We start from the raw sequence: 13,704 nt of genomic DNA, 5'->3' as shown, positions 1-13,704 counted from the left end.
CGCGACCGGAGTCACACGCTACTGGCCGGTAGACGAGATGTGAACAGTCCTCGCGTCAGCGCCCGGTGAAGCCGGGCTTGCGCTTCTCCACGAACGCGGCCATGCCTTCGCGCCGGTCGTCGGTGGCGAACAACGCCGCGAAGAGCTGGCTCTCCCACGCCAGGCCGGAGGTGAGATCCATGTCCAAGCCGCCGTCGACCGCCGCCTTCGCCGCCCGCAGCGCCTGCACCGGCCCGGTCAGGAACGGCTTCACGTATGCCAGCGCGGCGTCGTAGACCTCGGCGGCCGGGACCACCCGGTCGGCCAGGCCGATGCGCAGCGCCTCCTCGGCGTCGACCATCCGGCCGGTCATGATCAGATCCTTGGCGCGCGCCGGGCCGACCAGCCGGGCCAGCCGCTGGGTGCCGCCCGCGCCCGGGATGATGCCCAGCTTGATCTCCGGCTGGCCGAGCTTGGCGTCGTCGGCCACGATCCGCCAGTCGCAGGCCAGCGCCAGCTCGCAGCCGCCGCCGAGCGCGTAGCCGGTGATCGCGGCGACGACCGGCTTCGGGATCCGGGCGATCGCGCCCAGCGCGCTGGACAGGTCGGCGGCCCGCTCCGCCATGTCCACGTAGGACATGTCGGCCATCTCCTTGATGTCCGCGCCGGCCGCGAAGACCTTCTCGCCGCCGTACACGACGACCGCGCGGACCCCGGCGTCGGCGGTGGCCGCCGTCGCGGCGGCGCGCAACTCCTCCTGCACCTGCGTGTTCAGCGCGTTCATCGGCGGCCGCTCCAGCCGGATGGTGCCGACGCCGTCCTTCACTTCCAGCCTGACGAACTCGCCCACGCTGCCCTCACTTCCTCGTCGAAGTCGCGTGCCAACCTTACGACCCGCCTCGTTGGGGTAGACAGTGCGGTAGACGCCGGACACCGGGAGTGAGGCCATGACCACCTACTACGACGACCGGTCGGTCCGGGTCACCTCCGCCGCCCTGCGGGTCGACGACCGCAGCTATCCGCTGGCCGAGCTGACCATGGTGTGGCACCGGCGGGGCAGCCGCTCCTGGCGGGTGCTCGCCGGCCGGGGCGCGATCGGCGCCGCGCTCGCCGGGCCGCTGGTGGCCGCGCTGCTGGGCGTCGCGCTCGCGGTCTGGCTGCACCGCTCGCTGACCGTCACCATCGCCATCGTCGGCGCGTCCGTGCTGGTCGGCCTCGCCGTCGGGCCGCTCGCCGACGTGCTCTTCGAGCACCTGGACCGTTCCTACGTGCGGGGCAGCCGGGAGCTGGAGATGTGGGCCACCTGGCGGGGCCGGCCGGTGCGGCTGCTCAGCACCGGCGACGCGCTGCGCTTCGGCCAGATCTACCGGGCGGTGCAGCGGGCCATCGAGCACGCGCCCGCCGCCGCGCCGGCTCAGGACGTGATCGGCTCGTCGGGCAGCAGGCCCAGCCCGCGCAGCAGGCCGTAGGTGTCCTGCTCGCCCCAGAACTGCACGATCCGGCCACCCGCCAGCCGGTACATCTTGCACGCGCTCTGCACCGTGGTCGCCCCGGTCGCGTCCGCCGGTAGGTCTGCGCCATCGACACCACCACCCGGTCGTCGGCCGCGAAGATCTCCCGGATCTCCTGGTCGAGCACGGTCAACCCGGGCGACGAGACGGCCGCCTCCGGATAGCGCCGGCCGCGTACCGCCGTGCCGGAGCCGTAGATCTCCACGTCCTCGGCGACCACCTCGGCCAACTCGGCCAGGTCCTTGGTGACGAAGGTCCGCAGGTAACGCCGGACCACCTCCACGTTGCGCGCCCGCTCGTCCCCGTCGGTCATGCCGACCACGCTACCGACAGCTTCCGCCCGCGCACCCGGCGTGGGTACGCTGATTTATGACCCTCTATTACCGGGATGACGCGGTACAGGTCACCTCCCGGGCCATCCACGCCGGCGGTCAGGTCGTGCCGCTCGCCGACGTCACCTTCGTCTGGCACGCCCGGGGACGGACCACGGCGGCGGTGCGGGGTCGGGTGCTGGGTCGGGGCGTGCTGGTCCTGCTGCTGTCGCTGCCGCCGCTTGTGGCGCTGGTCTGCGTGCTCTCGCTGGCCTGGGCGGCGCAGGACCGGGGCGACTGGAAGCTGGCCCTGGTCATCGTGGCCGCGTTCGTGGTGGTCGGCCTCGCGCTCACCCCGTTCCTGGAGGTGCCGCTCGGCTGGCTGGACCGCTCCTACGAGCGCGGCAACCGGGTGCACGAGCTGTGGGTGCAGGTCCACGGGCGGGAGACGATGCTGGTCCGCACGCCCGACGCGCTACGGTTCGGGCAGATCTACCGGGCCGTGCAACGCGCCGTCGAGCAACAGGGGGACCGACGATGACCCACCGTCGTGGCGAGGCCGTCGCGCTCGCCGGGCTGCTCGCCGCCGCGGGCGTCACCCACTTCGTCCGGCCCGGTTTCTACGACCCGATCGTGCCGCGCGTGCTGCCCGGGCCGGCTCGCTTCTGGACGTACGCCTCGGGGGTCGCGGAGCTGGCCGTGGCGGCGGCGGTGGCGAGTCCGGCGACCCGCCGGCGCGGCGGCCTGGCCGCGGCGGCCCTGTTCGTGGCGGTGCTGCCGGCGAACGCGCAGATGGCCTGGGACTGGCGGCGGCGCCGGCCGGCGAAGCGGGCGATCGCCTACGGCCGGGTGCCGATGCAGGCGCCGCTGATCTGGTGGGCGTTGCGGGTCGCCCGGCCGACCGACTGATCCCTGGCTCAGGCCAGCGGCAGCGTGGTGGCGATCGGCCAGGCGAGCAGCACCGCGCCGACCGCCGCCGGCAGCCACCACGCCGCGCCCCGCGGGCGCAGCACCCCGGCCCAGGCCGCCTGCCAGGCCACAAGCGCCGCGAACAGCGGCACCACCAGCAGCACGAACCCGGGCGCCAGGCCGGTCACCGCCGCACCGGCCAGGACCGCCACGGCGATCCCGCCGACCGCCGCGTACCGGCCGCCCCGGCCCCCGGCGACCAGTTCGGCGCCGAGCAGGAAGACCAGACAGCAGAGCGCCACCAGGGGCAGCAGCCACCAGCGCGCCCCGACCGGCGCGGCCGAGGTGAACCCGAGGTGCAGCGGCAGCGCGACGGCGAGCGCCGCGTACCCGAGGAGCACCACCGCCGGCACGACGGCGCGCGCCGGCCCGACGGTCGCCCCGGCCGGCGGCCGGTCGCGCCGGAACCACCTCTGCGCCACCCCCAGCAGCACGCCGGTGAGCAGCAGGAACACGGCGACGTGCCCGCCGACCGCGAGGGGCAGCCGGCCGGTCGGCAGCGGGGCGGCAAGCGCCACGCCGAGCCCGGACGCCGCCACCGCCGCCGCGAGCCACCAGGTGCGCGGCGCCCCGGGCGACGGCTCGGGTGTCACCGGTCCCGCGCGGAGCAGCAGCCCGGCCAGCGGCACGAAGCCGAGCCCCAGGGCGAGCAGGAGCAGCGCGGCGGCGGCCGGGCGGGTCAGCGGGGCGGGCGCCGGACCGCCGGGGCGGCCCGGGATCGCGGCCAGCACCGCGTCGTGGGTACGCGGCGCGAACAGCACCGAGATGTGCTCGGTGCCGGGCGCCACCACCCGCACCCGGGTGCCCGGCGGCGCCCCGCGCGTCGCCTCCTCGGCGGCGCGCCGGAAGTCAGGGAACTCCAGCCCGCCCACCACAAGCGTCAGGCGCCCCGGCCAGCCGGCCGGCACGTCGCCGGCGTCGGGCAGCGAGACGGCCACGGTGCGGGCGATCTCCGGGTGGGCAACCGCGTAGCGGGTGACCGCGCCGGCGCCCATCGAGTGCCCGACCAGCACGATCCGGTCCGGGTCGACGCCGGGGCGGCTCCGCAGCCAGGCCAGCGCCACGTCCAGGTCGTGCCGGAGGACCGCGCGGGCCCGCTCGTCGTCGCGGCCCGCGCCGGGCAGCCGGGACGGGTTCGCGCCGTGCCCGGCGAAGTCGAGCAGCACCGCCACCGCGCCGTGCCGGGCCACCGAGTCGGCGAGCGGCCGCATCAGCCGGGCCGAGCCGGCGAACCCGTGCGCGATCACCACCCCGGGGCGGCGGTCGTCGCCCGCCCCGGCCTGGCGGACCTCGGTGAGCGGCACCCCGGCGACCGTCGCCCGCCGGACGTCCAGCCCGGCGTCCGCGTGCACCAGCAGCAGGACGCCGAGCAGGGCGGCGACCAGGGCGGCCGCGCCGCACGCCAGGAGTCGCCGTCGGGCCGGGCCGGGGGCGGGCATGCCGGCACCCTACGCGGCCCGACCGCCTCGCGGGAGGGGCCGGCGTGACGCGCGCCGCCCCTCGTCGCCGGGCACCGCCGGCCGGCACGACGCACACTTGTCGGCATGGCGATCCCACTTCCCCGGCCCGGCGCCGTCGTCGGCCTCACCCGTTCCGCCCTCGACCAGGCGTTCGGTTCGGCGGCCGCGGTCGCGTCCGTGCCCGCCCGGGCGTTCGCCGTGCTCGACGAGGTGGAGGCGCTGGTCCGGCGGATCAACGGGGTGGTCGACCGGATCGAGGGCACGCTCGACCGCACCGACCGGGTGCTCACCGACGCGGAGGCGGCGGTGCGCGAGGTGGGCGTGATCAGCGCCGCCGCCACCACCGCGATCGACACCGCGACCGAGGTGGCCGCCGCGGCCGCGGTGGTGGTCGGCGAGGCGGAGCGGGTCTCCGCCGCCGCCGGCACGGTGGTCGGCGAGGCCGACCGGGTGGCCCGGGCGGCGGCCGGCGTGGTCGCCGAGGCGGACACGGTGGCGACCCGGGCCGCCGGCACGGTGGCCACCGCCGAGTCGGCGGCCGGCATCGCGACCGAACTGCTGGCGGCGTACGAGGCGACGCTGCGCCGGGCCGCGCCGATGGCGGCCCGCTTCGTCGAGCAGCTCAGCCCGGAGGAGGTGACCGCCGCGATCCGGCTGGTCGACGAGCTGCCGAAGCTGAAGGAGCACCTCACCTCGGACGTGCTGCCGATCCTGGCCACCCTGGACCGGGTCGGCCCGGACCTGCACGACCTGCTGGACGTCACCCGCGACCTCAAGCTCGCGGTGGCCGGCATCCCCGGCCTCGCGATGCTGCGCCGCCGCGGCGAACGCGCCGAGGGGTAAGGAGGGGCCCCCTCTTAACGTCTCCGGTAGAGAAGGGGCCCCCTCTCACACCGCGCGAAGGGCCGCGCTCAACCGGGGGCGACGAGCGCGTCGATCTCGGCGCGGTGCGGCAGCGCCACCGAGGCGCCGAGCTTGCGGACACAGGCCGCCCCGGCCGCCGCCCCCCAGCGCACCGCATCGGCCAGGTCCCGCCCCTCGCCCCAGGCCACCGCCAGCGCGGCGGTGAACGCGTCCCCGGCCGCGGTGGAGTCGACGACCTCCACCGGCACCGCCGGCACGTGCGTCGCCGGCCGGTCCCGGTCGACGTACCAGGCGCCGTCGCCGCCGAGCGTGAGCACCGCGCGGGGCACCAGGTCGAGCAGCGCCGCCGGCTCGTCCCGGCCCCGGCCGGTCAGCGCCTGCGCCTCCGGCTCGTTGACCACCAGCAGGTCGGTAGCGGCCAGCAGCTCGGCCGGCAACGGTCGGGCCGGCGCCGCGTTGAGCACCACCCGGGTGCCGGCCGACCGGGCCGCCAGCGCCGCCTCGGTCACCGTCTCGACGGGCACCTCCAACTGCGCGATCAGCACGTCCGCGTCGCGTACGGCGGCCAGTTCCGCCTCGGTCGGCGCGACGAACGCCTCGTTCGCGCCGGGGGTGACCAGGATGGCGTTCTCCCCCGCGCCGCCGACCATGACCAGGGCGACGCCGGACGGGCCGTACGCCACCCGGAGGTGGCCGGTGTCCACGCCGGCCGCGCTGATCCGGGCCCGGAGGGTGACACCGAACGCGTCGGAGCCGATCGCGCCGAGGAAGACGCAGGACGCGCCGGCGCGGACCGCGGCGACCGCCTGGTTGGCGCCCTTGCCGCCGGGGAGCATGACGAAGTCGGTGCCGAGCACCGTCTCACCGGGGCGGGGCAGCGCGGCGGCGGTCCCGACCAGGTCCATGTTGGCGCTGCCGACGACGGCGACTCGGGTCTGCGGCACGGTGGCGTCCCGTCGGCTCAGGCGGCGCGCGCGGTCCAGCGGTCGCCGGCGCGCGAGACGAGCAGCGGCAGGCCGAAGGTCTTGGACAGGTTGTCGGCGGTGAGCACCTCGGCCAGCAGGCCCTGCGCCACCACGCCGCCCTCGCGCAGCAGCAGCGCGTGGGTGAAGCCGGGCGGGATCTCCTCGACGTGGTGGGTGACCAGCACCATGGCCGGCGCGTCCGGGTCGTACGCCAGCTCGGCGAGCCGGGCGACCAGGTCCTCCCGACCGCCCAGGTCGAGCCCGGCGGCCGGCTCGTCGAGCAGCAGCAGCTCCGGGTCGGTCATCAGGGCGCGGGCGATCTGCACCCGCTTGCGCTCGCCCTCGGAGAGCGTGCCGTACGCCCGGTCGGCGAGGTGGCCGACGCCGAGCTGGCCGAGCAGCGCGGCGGCGCGCGCCTCGTCGGTGCGGTCGTAGCTCTCCCGCCACCTGCCGACCACCGACCAGGCGGCGGTCACCACCACGTCGGTGACGCGTTCCTCGGCGGGGATCCGCTCGGCGAGGGTGGCGGTGGAGAGGCCGATCCGGGTCCGCAGCTCGTTGACGTCGGTGCGGCCGATGCGCTCGCCGAGCACGTGCGCGACGCCGTGGGTCGGGTGCAGCCGGCCGGCGGCCAGGTTGAGCAGAGTGGTCTTGCCGGCGCCGTTCGGGCCGAGCAGCACCCACCGTTCGTCCAGCTCGACCCGCCAGTCGACGTCGCGCACCAGCGCGGTGCCGGCACGCGTGACGCCGACCCCGTCGAGGCTGACCACCAGATCCGCGTCCACGGTCGAGGGGGCGGGGGCGCCGGCGGCGCCGGGGATCAGGTCACCAGTCACCGCCCCATCCAACCACGCACCGGCCCGTCGCCCCCCACGGGCGGCGTCGCGGCCATAGGGTGGGGCGCCGTGTCGTTGGTCACCGCTCCGGAAGGACGTCCCATGCCCGACCGCTGCCGCCAGGCGGGCGGATGAGCGCGGTCATCGAGATCGCCGGTCTCCGCAAGTCGTTCCACACCCTGCGCCAGGGGCGCCGGGTCGCCGTCGACGGTTTCGACATGCTCGTCGAGTCGGGTCAGGTGCACGGCTTCCTGGGGCCGAACGGCTCCGGGAAGACGACGACGCTGCGGGCGCTGCTCGGGTTGGTGCGCCCGGACGCCGGCCGGATGAGCGTGCTCGGCGCGAGTTCCCCGGACCGGCTGCCGGAGGTGGCCGGGCGGGTCGGCGCGATCGTGGAGAGTCCGCAGTTCTTCGGCAACTTCACCGCCCGCCGGACGCTGCGCCTGCTGGCCGTGGCCGGTGGGGTCCCGACCGGCCGGGTGGACGAGGTGTTGGAGCAGGTCGGCCTGCGGGACCGGGGCGAGGAGCGGGTCAAGGGCTACTCGTTGGGCATGAAGCAGCGGCTGGCGGTGGCGTCGGCCCTGCTGAAGAGCCCGGAGCTGCTGATCCTCGACGAGCCGGCGAACGGGCTCGACCCGGCCGGCATCCGGGAGATGCGCGACCTCACCCGGTCGCTCGCCGCGGCCGGCGTGACGGTGCTGCTGTCCAGCCACATCCTCGCCGAGATCCAGCTGATCTGCGACCACGTGACGATCGTCAGTCGCGGCCGGCGGGTCGCGTACGGGCCGGTGGACGAGGTGCTGGCCGGCTTCGACCAGCACCAGTGGCGGGTCGGGGTGGCGGCGCCGGAGCGGGCCGCGCAGTTGCTGGGCCGGGCCGGCCTGTCGGTGACCGGGGACGCCGACCACCTGGTGGTGACCGGGGTGGAGGATCCCGAGGTGATCAGTCGGACGCTTGGCGAGCAGGGGTTGTGGGTGCGGGAGCTGGTGCCGTTGCGGCCCGACCTGGAGAGCGTCTTCCTGGAGCTGACCGGCGGTCACGAGCCGGTGGCGGTGCCGCGCCAGGTGGACGGCGCGCCGCCGCTCGACGGCGTGATCGACCTGGACGTCCGGGGTGGCCGGGAGGTGGACGCGTGAACCTGGTGCGGGCCGAGGCGGAGCGGCTGGCCGCGCGCCGCTTCGTGCAGCTCATGGTGGTGCTGCTGGTGGCCGCGTTCGCCATGACGGTGCTGACCACGTTGGGCGGTTCACACCGGCCGACCGGGGAGGAGTTGAGCCGGGCCCAGTCGCAGGCCGCGCAGGAGGTGCAGCGGCTGGAGTTGGCGTTCGACCGCTGCGTGCGGATCAAGGCGGGCACGGTCACCCCGGACGAGAACGACTACCTGCCGCGCGACTGCGCCCAGATCGACCCGGGCCAGTCGGAGCAGTTGCCGACCGCGTCCGACTACCTCAGCGGCGTCTTCGTCTTCGCGAAGGAGGCCCGGCCGCTGCTCTACTTCCTGGTCGCGTTCCTGGCGCTGTTCGGGTTCCTGGTCGGCGCCTCCTACATCGGGGCGGACCTGAACTCGGGCGGGGTGGTCAACCTGCTGCTGTGGCGGCCGCGCCGGCCGACCGTGTTCGCCGCGAAGCTCGGCACGCTGCTGGGCGGCGTGCTCGGGCTCTCCGTGCTGGCGTCGGTGGCCTACCTGGGCGCGTTCTGGTTGATCGGTCAGGCGTCCGGGTTGACCGGCCGGACGGGTGGCGAGTTCTGGGCGTCGCTCGGCGCGGTCTGGGTGCGCGGGCTGGTGCTCGTGCTGCTCGCCGCGGCGCTCGGCTTCGCCATGGCCACGCTGGGCCGGCACACGTCGGCGGCGTTGGGCACGGTGGCCGCGTACGTGGTGGTGTGGGAGTTGGGCGCGCGGCTGGTGTTCCAGATCCTGCAGGTCGCCCGCCCGGACCGGTTCATGCTCTCCAGCTATCTGGGCGCCTGGCTCGCCGGTGAGGTGCGGTTCTGGGACGGCAACGCCTGCGGCAGCGGGATCTCCGGGTTCTGCGACGGCTCCTACACCGTGGGTTGGCCGGCCGGGCTGGTGATCCTGCTCGGGCTGACCGGCGCGCTGGTGGCGGCCGCGTTCGCGGTGTTCCGGCGGCGTGACCTGATCTGAGTGCCGGCGCGGCCCGGACGAGCGGACCGCGCCGGCAACTCCTTGCAGTCCTGGTCGACAGGGTGAAGAATTCCTTCACATGGCGACCGGGCGGGTGGGGCACTCAGCCGACCGTCGAGTCGAACACCTCGTCGCGGACCGCGTCGAGCGCGGTGCGCAGCGCGCCGCGCAGGATCGGCTCCTCGGTCAACCCGGTGCTCAACACCCGCGGCCGGACCAGCGTGATCGCGGCGACCTCGCGCTGCACCCGCTCGGCCAGCGCGGCCCCGCCGGCCCGACCGACCGCGCCGGCGAGCACCACGAGCGGCGGGTCGAGCACCACGCAGGTGCTCGCCACGCCGAGGGCCAGCCGGCGGGCCAACTCGTCGAGTACCGGGGCGCCGGCGTCGCCCGCCGCGATGGCCGCCCCGACCGCGTCGGCCGCCCGGGCCGCCGCCACGCCCTGCTCGACCGCGTCCGGGGTGGCGAAGCCGTGCTCGGCGGCCACCGCGCGCACCGCGTCGGCGCCGGCGAGCTGCTGGAACGCCGGCTTGGCCCGCCGGGAGACGTCGCGCGGGATGGGCACCCCCGGCACCGGCAGGTAGCCGATCTCGCCGGCCGCGCCGCTGCTGCCGTGGTGCAACCGGCCGCCCAGCATGATCGCCAGACCGACGCCCGCGTCCACCCAGACCAGCACGAAGTCGGCGGTCTCCCGGGCCGCGCCCGACTGCGCCTCGGCGACGGCCGCCAGGTTCACGTCGTTCTCGAAGACGACCGGGGTGTCCAGGTCCTCGCGGAGCGCGGCGAGCAGGCCGCTGTGCCAGCGCGGCAGGTTGAAGGCGAACGTGATGTCGCCGGTCTGCGGGTCGACCAGGCCGGGCGTGCCCAGCACGACCCGCCGGACCGCGGACAGCTCCGCCCCGGCGCTGCTGGCCGCCCGGACCACCGCGTTGTGCACCACGCCCACCGGGTCGTCGGTGTCCCTGGTGGACTGTTCGACCCGGCCGAGGACCGCGCCGGTGATGTCCGCGCAGGCGGCCACCACCCGCTCCGCGCCGACGTCCACGCCGACCACGTACGCGCTGCCCGGACGCACCGCGTAGAGCTGGGCGTTCGGGCCCCGCCCGCCGGCCTGCTCGCCGACCCGGGCGACCAGGCCGCGTTCCTCCAGCCGCTCGACGAGCTGGGACGCGGTCACCTTGGACAGCCCGGTCAGCTCGCCGATCCGGGCCCGGGTCAGCGGCCCGCGTTCGAGCAGCAGTTCCAGCGCTGCGCGGTCGTTGAGCGCCCGCAGGAGTCGGGGGGTGCCGGGCAGCCGGGTCGCACTCATGCCAAGGTCCTCGATTTTTCAGTAAGGTTTCTAACCATAAAACGCCTGCCGAAGGGTGCCGTCAGCGTATCGGCCACCGCGATCCGAGCGAGGTCGGACGATCCGGCAGGGAAAGGGGCACAAGTGGGGCTGGATCCAGGACTCCGCCGACTCGCGTTGGGCACGCTGCTGGCCGCGTACGCCGGCCCGGTGCCGCCGGACTGGGCGGTCGACCTGCTCGCCGACGGGCTCGCCGGGCACACCCTGTTCGGCACCAACGTGCACGACCCGGCGCAACTGGCGGCGTCCACGGCGGCGCTGCGCGCCAGCCGCCCGGACGCGATCCTGGCGATCGACGAGGAGGGCGGCGACGTCACCCGGCTGGCCCACGCCACCGGCAGCCCGTACCCGGGCAACGCCGCGCTCGGCGCGGTCGACGACCCGGACCTCACCCGCGCGGTCTACGCGGCGATCGGCGCCGAACTGGCCGCGGTCGGCCTCACCCTCGACCTGGCGCCCACCGTCGACGTGAACACCGCCGACGAGAACCCGGTGATCGGCACCCGCTCGTTCGGCGCGGACCCGAAGCGGGTGGCGGTCCACTCGGCCGCCGCGGTCGCCGGCCTCCAGTCGGCCGGCGTGGCCGCCTGCGCCAAGCACTTCCCCGGCCACGGCGCCACGGTCGCCGACTCGCACCACGAGCTGCCCACGGTCGACGTGCCACCGGCCGTGCTGCGCGAGCGGGACCTGCCGCCGTTCGCCGCGGTGGTCGACGCCGGCGTCCGCGCGGTGATGACCGCGCACATCCGGGTGCCGGCGCTGACCGGCGACGGTCCGGCCACGTTCAGCCGGGCGGTCCTGCACGACCTGCTGCGCGTCGAGTACGGCTTCACCGGCACGGTGATCACCGACGCGCTGGAGATGAAGGGCGCCGCGCTCGCCGCCGGCGGGGTGGGCCCGGCGGCGGTCCGCGCGCTGGCCGCCGGCGCCGACCTGCTCTGCATCGGCGCCCAGGTCGACGCCGACCTGGTGGAGCTGGTCGCCGCGGAGATCGTCACCGCGCTCGGCGACGGCCGGCTGATGCGCGACCGGGTGGAGGAGGCCGCCGGCCGGACCGCCGCGCTGGCCGGCTGGACCGGGCCGGCCGACGCCCCGGCCCCGGCCGCCGCCGACCTCGGCTACGCCGCCGCGCTGCGGGCGGTGCACGTCGAGGGTGACCTGCCGGGCGCGACTCCCGCGCTCGTGGTGCAGGTGCACGCCACCTCCACCGTCGCCGAGGGTCGGGTGCCGTGGGGGCTGGGCCCACACCTGGCCGCCGGGTTCGAGCAGGCCCGCGCGGTGGCCGGCGAGACCGACCCGGCCGAGCTGCGCCGGCTCGCCGGGGAGCGGCCGGTGGTGCTGGTCGGGCGGCACCTGCATCGGTTGCCCGGGGCGCGGGAACTGGTCGAGGCGCTGGCCGCCACGCACCCGGTGACCGTGGTCGAGATGGGCTGGCCGGGTGGCTGGCGGCCGGCCGGAGCCCGCGCGTTCGTCGCCACCTACGGGGCCAGCCACGCCAACGGTCGTGCGGCGGCTCGGGTGCTCGGCCTCACCGACTGATCCGACCCGTTCCCACCGGCCCGCCGTCGGAGACGGCGGGCCGGCGGACGTTCGCCGCACCCGATCACTTGAACACGTTCAAGAAAGGTCGTACGCTCACCACGACGTCAATTTGAACGTGTTCAAGAAGGGCGACGGGGATGGACATGAAGGTCTGGATGTACCTGGCCTACCTCGCGGTCAGCATCGGCCTGACCGTCTGGGTGGCACGGACGCTGTCCCGCAACGGGCTCGTGTTCCTGCGGGACGTGTTTCCCGACGACCGGTTGGCCGAGGCGGTCAACAGCCTGCTGGTGGTCGGCTTCTACCTGCTCAACCTGGGCTACGTCACGGTGGCCATGCGGGAGTCCGACCCGATCGGAGACGCCAGCTCGGCGATGGAGCAGCTCTCGCTGAAGGTGGGCCTGGTGCTCCTGGTCCTGGGTGCGCTGCACTTCTTCAACGTGTTCGCGCTCGGCCGCTACCGCCGCGGCCGGTTGCGCCAGCAGTCGGCCCATCCGCCGATCCCGCCGGCCGGCATGCTCCCGCCGCAGGGCGCCGTGATCCCCGCCGCGCCTGCGCCGCAGGGCGGACCGCGACCCGTACCGCCGGCGGCCCCGAACCCGCCGGCCCGGTGACGTCCGCTCCCGGCGGACACCCGCCGGATCCCACCGGGCACGGGGCCGGTGGGATCCGCGGCTTCACCGTCCTCTACGACGCGGGCTGCCCGCTGTGCCGGTCCGCCCGGCGGTGGCTCGCGGCGCGCGACCAACTCGTACCACTGGAGTTCGTGCCGGCCGGGTCGGCGCGGGCCCGGCAGCGTTTCCCCGGGCTGGACCACGACGCGACGCTGCGCGACCTGACGGTGATCGCCGACACCGGCGCGGTCTACACCGGCGACGGCGCCTGGTTCGCCTGCCTCTGGGCCCTGGCCGGGCACCGCGCCACCGCCGAGCGGCTGGCCCACCCGCACCTGTTGCCGCTGGCCCGCCGGGTGGTGGCGGCGGCCTCGGCGGTCCGCCAACGCGTCCGGGAACCGGGATACGGTGACGACGATGACCGAGCAGAGTGCGCCGACGACCGCTGCGGACGGCCCGAGCACCGGGGCGACCGCCCGGGGTGAGCAGACCCGCCGGCTGATCCTGGACACCGCCATGCGGCTGTTCCGTGAGCGGGGATACGCCCGCACCACGATGCGGGCCGTCGCCGAGGAGGCCGGCGTGTCGGTGGGCAACGCCTACTACTACTTCGGCTCGAAGGAACACCTGATCCAGGAGTTCTACGCGGACACCCAGCGCGAGCACCGGGCCGCCGCCACGCCGGTGCTCGCCCGGGAGCGGGACTTCGGGGCGCGACTGGCCGGCGTGCTGCACGCGGGCGTGGACGTGCTGAGCCCGTACCACTCGTTCGCCGGGACGTTCTTCAAGACGGCGGCGGAGCCCACCTCGCCGCTGAGCCCGTTCTCCGCCGAGTCGTCGCCGGCCCGGGACGCGTCGGTGTCGCTGTTCCGCGAGGTGCTGGAGGGCTCGACGGCGAAGCTCGACGACGAGTTGCGGGAGGCGCTGCCGGAGCTGCTCTGGCTCGGCTACCTGGGCGTGGTGCTCTACTGGGTGCACGACCGCTCGCCGGGGCAGGCCCGGACCCGGCAGCTCGTCGACGGCGTGGTGCCGCTCGTCGACCGGCTGGTGGGGCTGTCCCGGCTACGGGTGCTGCGCCCGGTCACCAGGCAGGCACTCGCCCTGATCCACACGTTGCGTCACTGACCCGGGGGTCGACCAACACGAGTGTCGACCCAGGTCA

At 75.5% G+C, this 13,704-nt stretch carries 16 protein-coding genes and 1 pseudogene; 10 read left to right on the top strand and 7 right to left on the bottom strand.

The genetic code is table 11. From position 1 onward, the window contains the following. Positions 1–55 precede the first annotated feature (55 nt). Complete coding sequence (locus ACIA5A_RS05115; protein WP_396756595.1) at positions 56–829, bottom strand: enoyl-CoA hydratase-related protein; 774 nt, start codon at positions 827–829, stop codon at positions 56–58. A 97-nt stretch (positions 830–926) separates the two neighbouring features. Here ACIA5A_RS05115 and ACIA5A_RS05110 point away from each other — a divergent pair, with 97 nt between their 5' ends. After that, entirely contained in the window at positions 927–1,448 is a 522-nt protein-coding gene (locus ACIA5A_RS05110; protein ID WP_396756593.1) for a DUF6232 family protein, read from the top strand. On the opposite strand, the gene ACIA5A_RS05105 is transcribed toward ACIA5A_RS05110, so the two are convergent. Next, positions 1,394–1,519: a hypothetical protein gene (locus ACIA5A_RS05105; RefSeq protein ID WP_396757102.1), complete on the bottom strand. Its 126-nt coding sequence runs from the start codon at positions 1,517–1,519 to the stop codon at positions 1,394–1,396. The genes ACIA5A_RS05110 and ACIA5A_RS05105 overlap by 55 nt on opposite strands. 59 nt (positions 1,520–1,578) lie before the next feature. After that, a pseudogene (locus tag ACIA5A_RS05100) lies at positions 1,579–1,803 on the bottom strand (nuclear transport factor 2 family protein); the annotation flags it as partial. A gap of 56 nt (positions 1,804–1,859) precedes the next feature. Between ACIA5A_RS05100 and ACIA5A_RS05095 the strand changes: the two are divergent. After that, entirely contained in the window at positions 1,860–2,342 is a 483-nt protein-coding gene (locus tag ACIA5A_RS05095) for a DUF6232 family protein (RefSeq protein ID WP_396756591.1), read from the top strand. Further along, positions 2,339–2,710: a hypothetical protein gene (locus ACIA5A_RS05090; protein WP_396756589.1), complete on the top strand. Its 372-nt coding sequence runs from the start codon at positions 2,339–2,341 to the stop codon at positions 2,708–2,710. The genes ACIA5A_RS05095 and ACIA5A_RS05090 overlap by 4 nt, the downstream gene beginning before the upstream one ends. A gap of 8 nt (positions 2,711–2,718) precedes the next feature. Here the strand turns inward: ACIA5A_RS05090 and ACIA5A_RS05085 are convergent, their stop codons facing one another. Further along, the gene (locus tag ACIA5A_RS05085) at positions 2,719–4,209 is read right to left on the bottom strand and encodes a dienelactone hydrolase family protein (protein WP_396756588.1); all 1,491 of its coding nucleotides are present in this window, start codon (positions 4,207–4,209) and stop codon (positions 2,719–2,721) included. Between the two features lie 105 nt (positions 4,210–4,314). On the opposite strand from ACIA5A_RS05085, the gene ACIA5A_RS05080 reads away from it, so the two are divergent. Beyond that, the gene (locus ACIA5A_RS05080) at positions 4,315–5,073 is read left to right on the top strand and encodes a hypothetical protein (protein ID WP_396756587.1); all 759 of its coding nucleotides are present in this window, start codon (positions 4,315–4,317) and stop codon (positions 5,071–5,073) included. A 68-nt stretch (positions 5,074–5,141) separates the two neighbouring features. On the opposite strand, the gene ACIA5A_RS05075 is transcribed toward ACIA5A_RS05080, so the two are convergent. Then, a complete protein-coding gene (locus tag ACIA5A_RS05075; RefSeq protein ID WP_396756585.1) occupies positions 5,142–6,038 on the bottom strand; it encodes a ribokinase in 897 nt (298 codons plus the stop codon). Between the two features lie 17 nt (positions 6,039–6,055). Then, positions 6,056–6,895 carry an ABC transporter ATP-binding protein gene (locus ACIA5A_RS05070; protein WP_396756583.1) on the bottom strand — a complete coding sequence of 280 codons (840 nt, stop codon included), beginning with the start codon at positions 6,893–6,895 and terminating at the stop codon, positions 6,056–6,058. Positions 6,896–7,026: 131 nt separating this feature from the next. On the opposite strand from ACIA5A_RS05070, the gene ACIA5A_RS05065 reads away from it, so the two are divergent. Beyond that, positions 7,027–8,031 (top strand): ABC transporter ATP-binding protein, encoded by a 1,005-nt coding sequence (locus tag ACIA5A_RS05065; RefSeq protein ID WP_396756581.1) that lies wholly within the window; start codon positions 7,027–7,029, stop codon positions 8,029–8,031. Beyond that, entirely contained in the window at positions 8,028–9,038 is a 1,011-nt protein-coding gene (locus tag ACIA5A_RS05060; protein WP_396756579.1) for an ABC transporter permease subunit, read from the top strand. The genes ACIA5A_RS05065 and ACIA5A_RS05060 overlap by 4 nt, the downstream gene beginning before the upstream one ends. A gap of 103 nt (positions 9,039–9,141) precedes the next feature. Here ACIA5A_RS05060 and ACIA5A_RS05055 read toward each other — a convergent pair whose 3' ends face one another. Next, positions 9,142–10,347, bottom strand: a complete 1,206-nt coding sequence (locus ACIA5A_RS05055; protein WP_396756577.1) for an ROK family protein — start codon at positions 10,345–10,347, stop codon at positions 9,142–9,144. A 123-nt stretch (positions 10,348–10,470) separates the two neighbouring features. Between ACIA5A_RS05055 and ACIA5A_RS05050 the strand changes: the two genes are divergently transcribed. The 4 genes from ACIA5A_RS05050 (at position 10,471) to ACIA5A_RS05035 (ending at position 13,667) form a co-directional block, all read left to right on the top strand. Beyond that, positions 10,471–11,925, top strand: a complete 1,455-nt coding sequence (locus tag ACIA5A_RS05050) for a glycoside hydrolase family 3 N-terminal domain-containing protein (protein WP_396756575.1) — start codon at positions 10,471–10,473, stop codon at positions 11,923–11,925. 140 nt (positions 11,926–12,065) lie between these two features. Continuing rightward, positions 12,066–12,542: a hypothetical protein gene (locus ACIA5A_RS05045; protein ID WP_396756573.1), complete on the top strand. Its 477-nt coding sequence runs from the start codon at positions 12,066–12,068 to the stop codon at positions 12,540–12,542. Further along, a complete protein-coding gene (locus ACIA5A_RS05040; protein ID WP_396756571.1) occupies positions 12,539–13,027 on the top strand; it encodes a thiol-disulfide oxidoreductase DCC family protein in 489 nt (162 codons plus the stop codon). The genes ACIA5A_RS05045 and ACIA5A_RS05040 overlap by 4 nt, the downstream gene beginning before the upstream one ends. Beyond that, positions 12,960–13,667, top strand: a complete 708-nt coding sequence (locus tag ACIA5A_RS05035; protein WP_396756569.1) for a TetR family transcriptional regulator — start codon at positions 12,960–12,962, stop codon at positions 13,665–13,667. The genes ACIA5A_RS05040 and ACIA5A_RS05035 overlap by 68 nt, the downstream gene beginning before the upstream one ends. The last annotated feature ends 37 nt before the right edge of the window (positions 13,668–13,704 follow it).

The organism is Micromonospora sp. NPDC051300, from assembly GCF_044455315.1.
In the GTDB taxonomy this organism is placed as follows: Bacteria; Actinomycetota; Actinomycetes; order Mycobacteriales; family Micromonosporaceae; genus Micromonospora; species Micromonospora robiginosa.
The sequence above is the reverse complement of the archived record's forward strand: the minus strand, read 5'-3'. Positions and strand labels throughout refer to the sequence as shown.

Bases quoted from the DNA above. Each gene is read 5' to 3' on its own strand.
- ACIA5A_RS05110 (WP_396756593.1), top strand. From the start codon at position 927: ATGACCACCTACTACGACGACCGGTCGGTCCGGGTCACCTCCGCCGCC.
- ACIA5A_RS05095 (WP_396756591.1), top strand. From the start codon at position 1,860: ATGACCCTCTATTACCGGGATGACGCGGTACAGGTCACCTCCCGGGCC.
- ACIA5A_RS05090 (WP_396756589.1), top strand. From the start codon at position 2,339: ATGACCCACCGTCGTGGCGAGGCCGTCGCGCTCGCCGGGCTGCTCGCC.
- ACIA5A_RS05085 (WP_396756588.1), bottom strand. From the start codon at position 4,209: ATGCCCGCCCCCGGCCCGGCCCGACGGCGACTCCTGGCGTGCGGCGCG.
- ACIA5A_RS05080 (WP_396756587.1), top strand. From the start codon at position 4,315: ATGGCGATCCCACTTCCCCGGCCCGGCGCCGTCGTCGGCCTCACCCGT.
- ACIA5A_RS05065 (WP_396756581.1), top strand. From the start codon at position 7,027: ATGAGCGCGGTCATCGAGATCGCCGGTCTCCGCAAGTCGTTCCACACC.
- ACIA5A_RS05055 (WP_396756577.1), bottom strand. From the start codon at position 10,347: ATGAGTGCGACCCGGCTGCCCGGCACCCCCCGACTCCTGCGGGCGCTC.
- ACIA5A_RS05045 (WP_396756573.1), top strand. From the start codon at position 12,066: ATGGACATGAAGGTCTGGATGTACCTGGCCTACCTCGCGGTCAGCATC.
- ACIA5A_RS05035 (WP_396756569.1), top strand. From the start codon at position 12,960: ATGACCGAGCAGAGTGCGCCGACGACCGCTGCGGACGGCCCGAGCACC.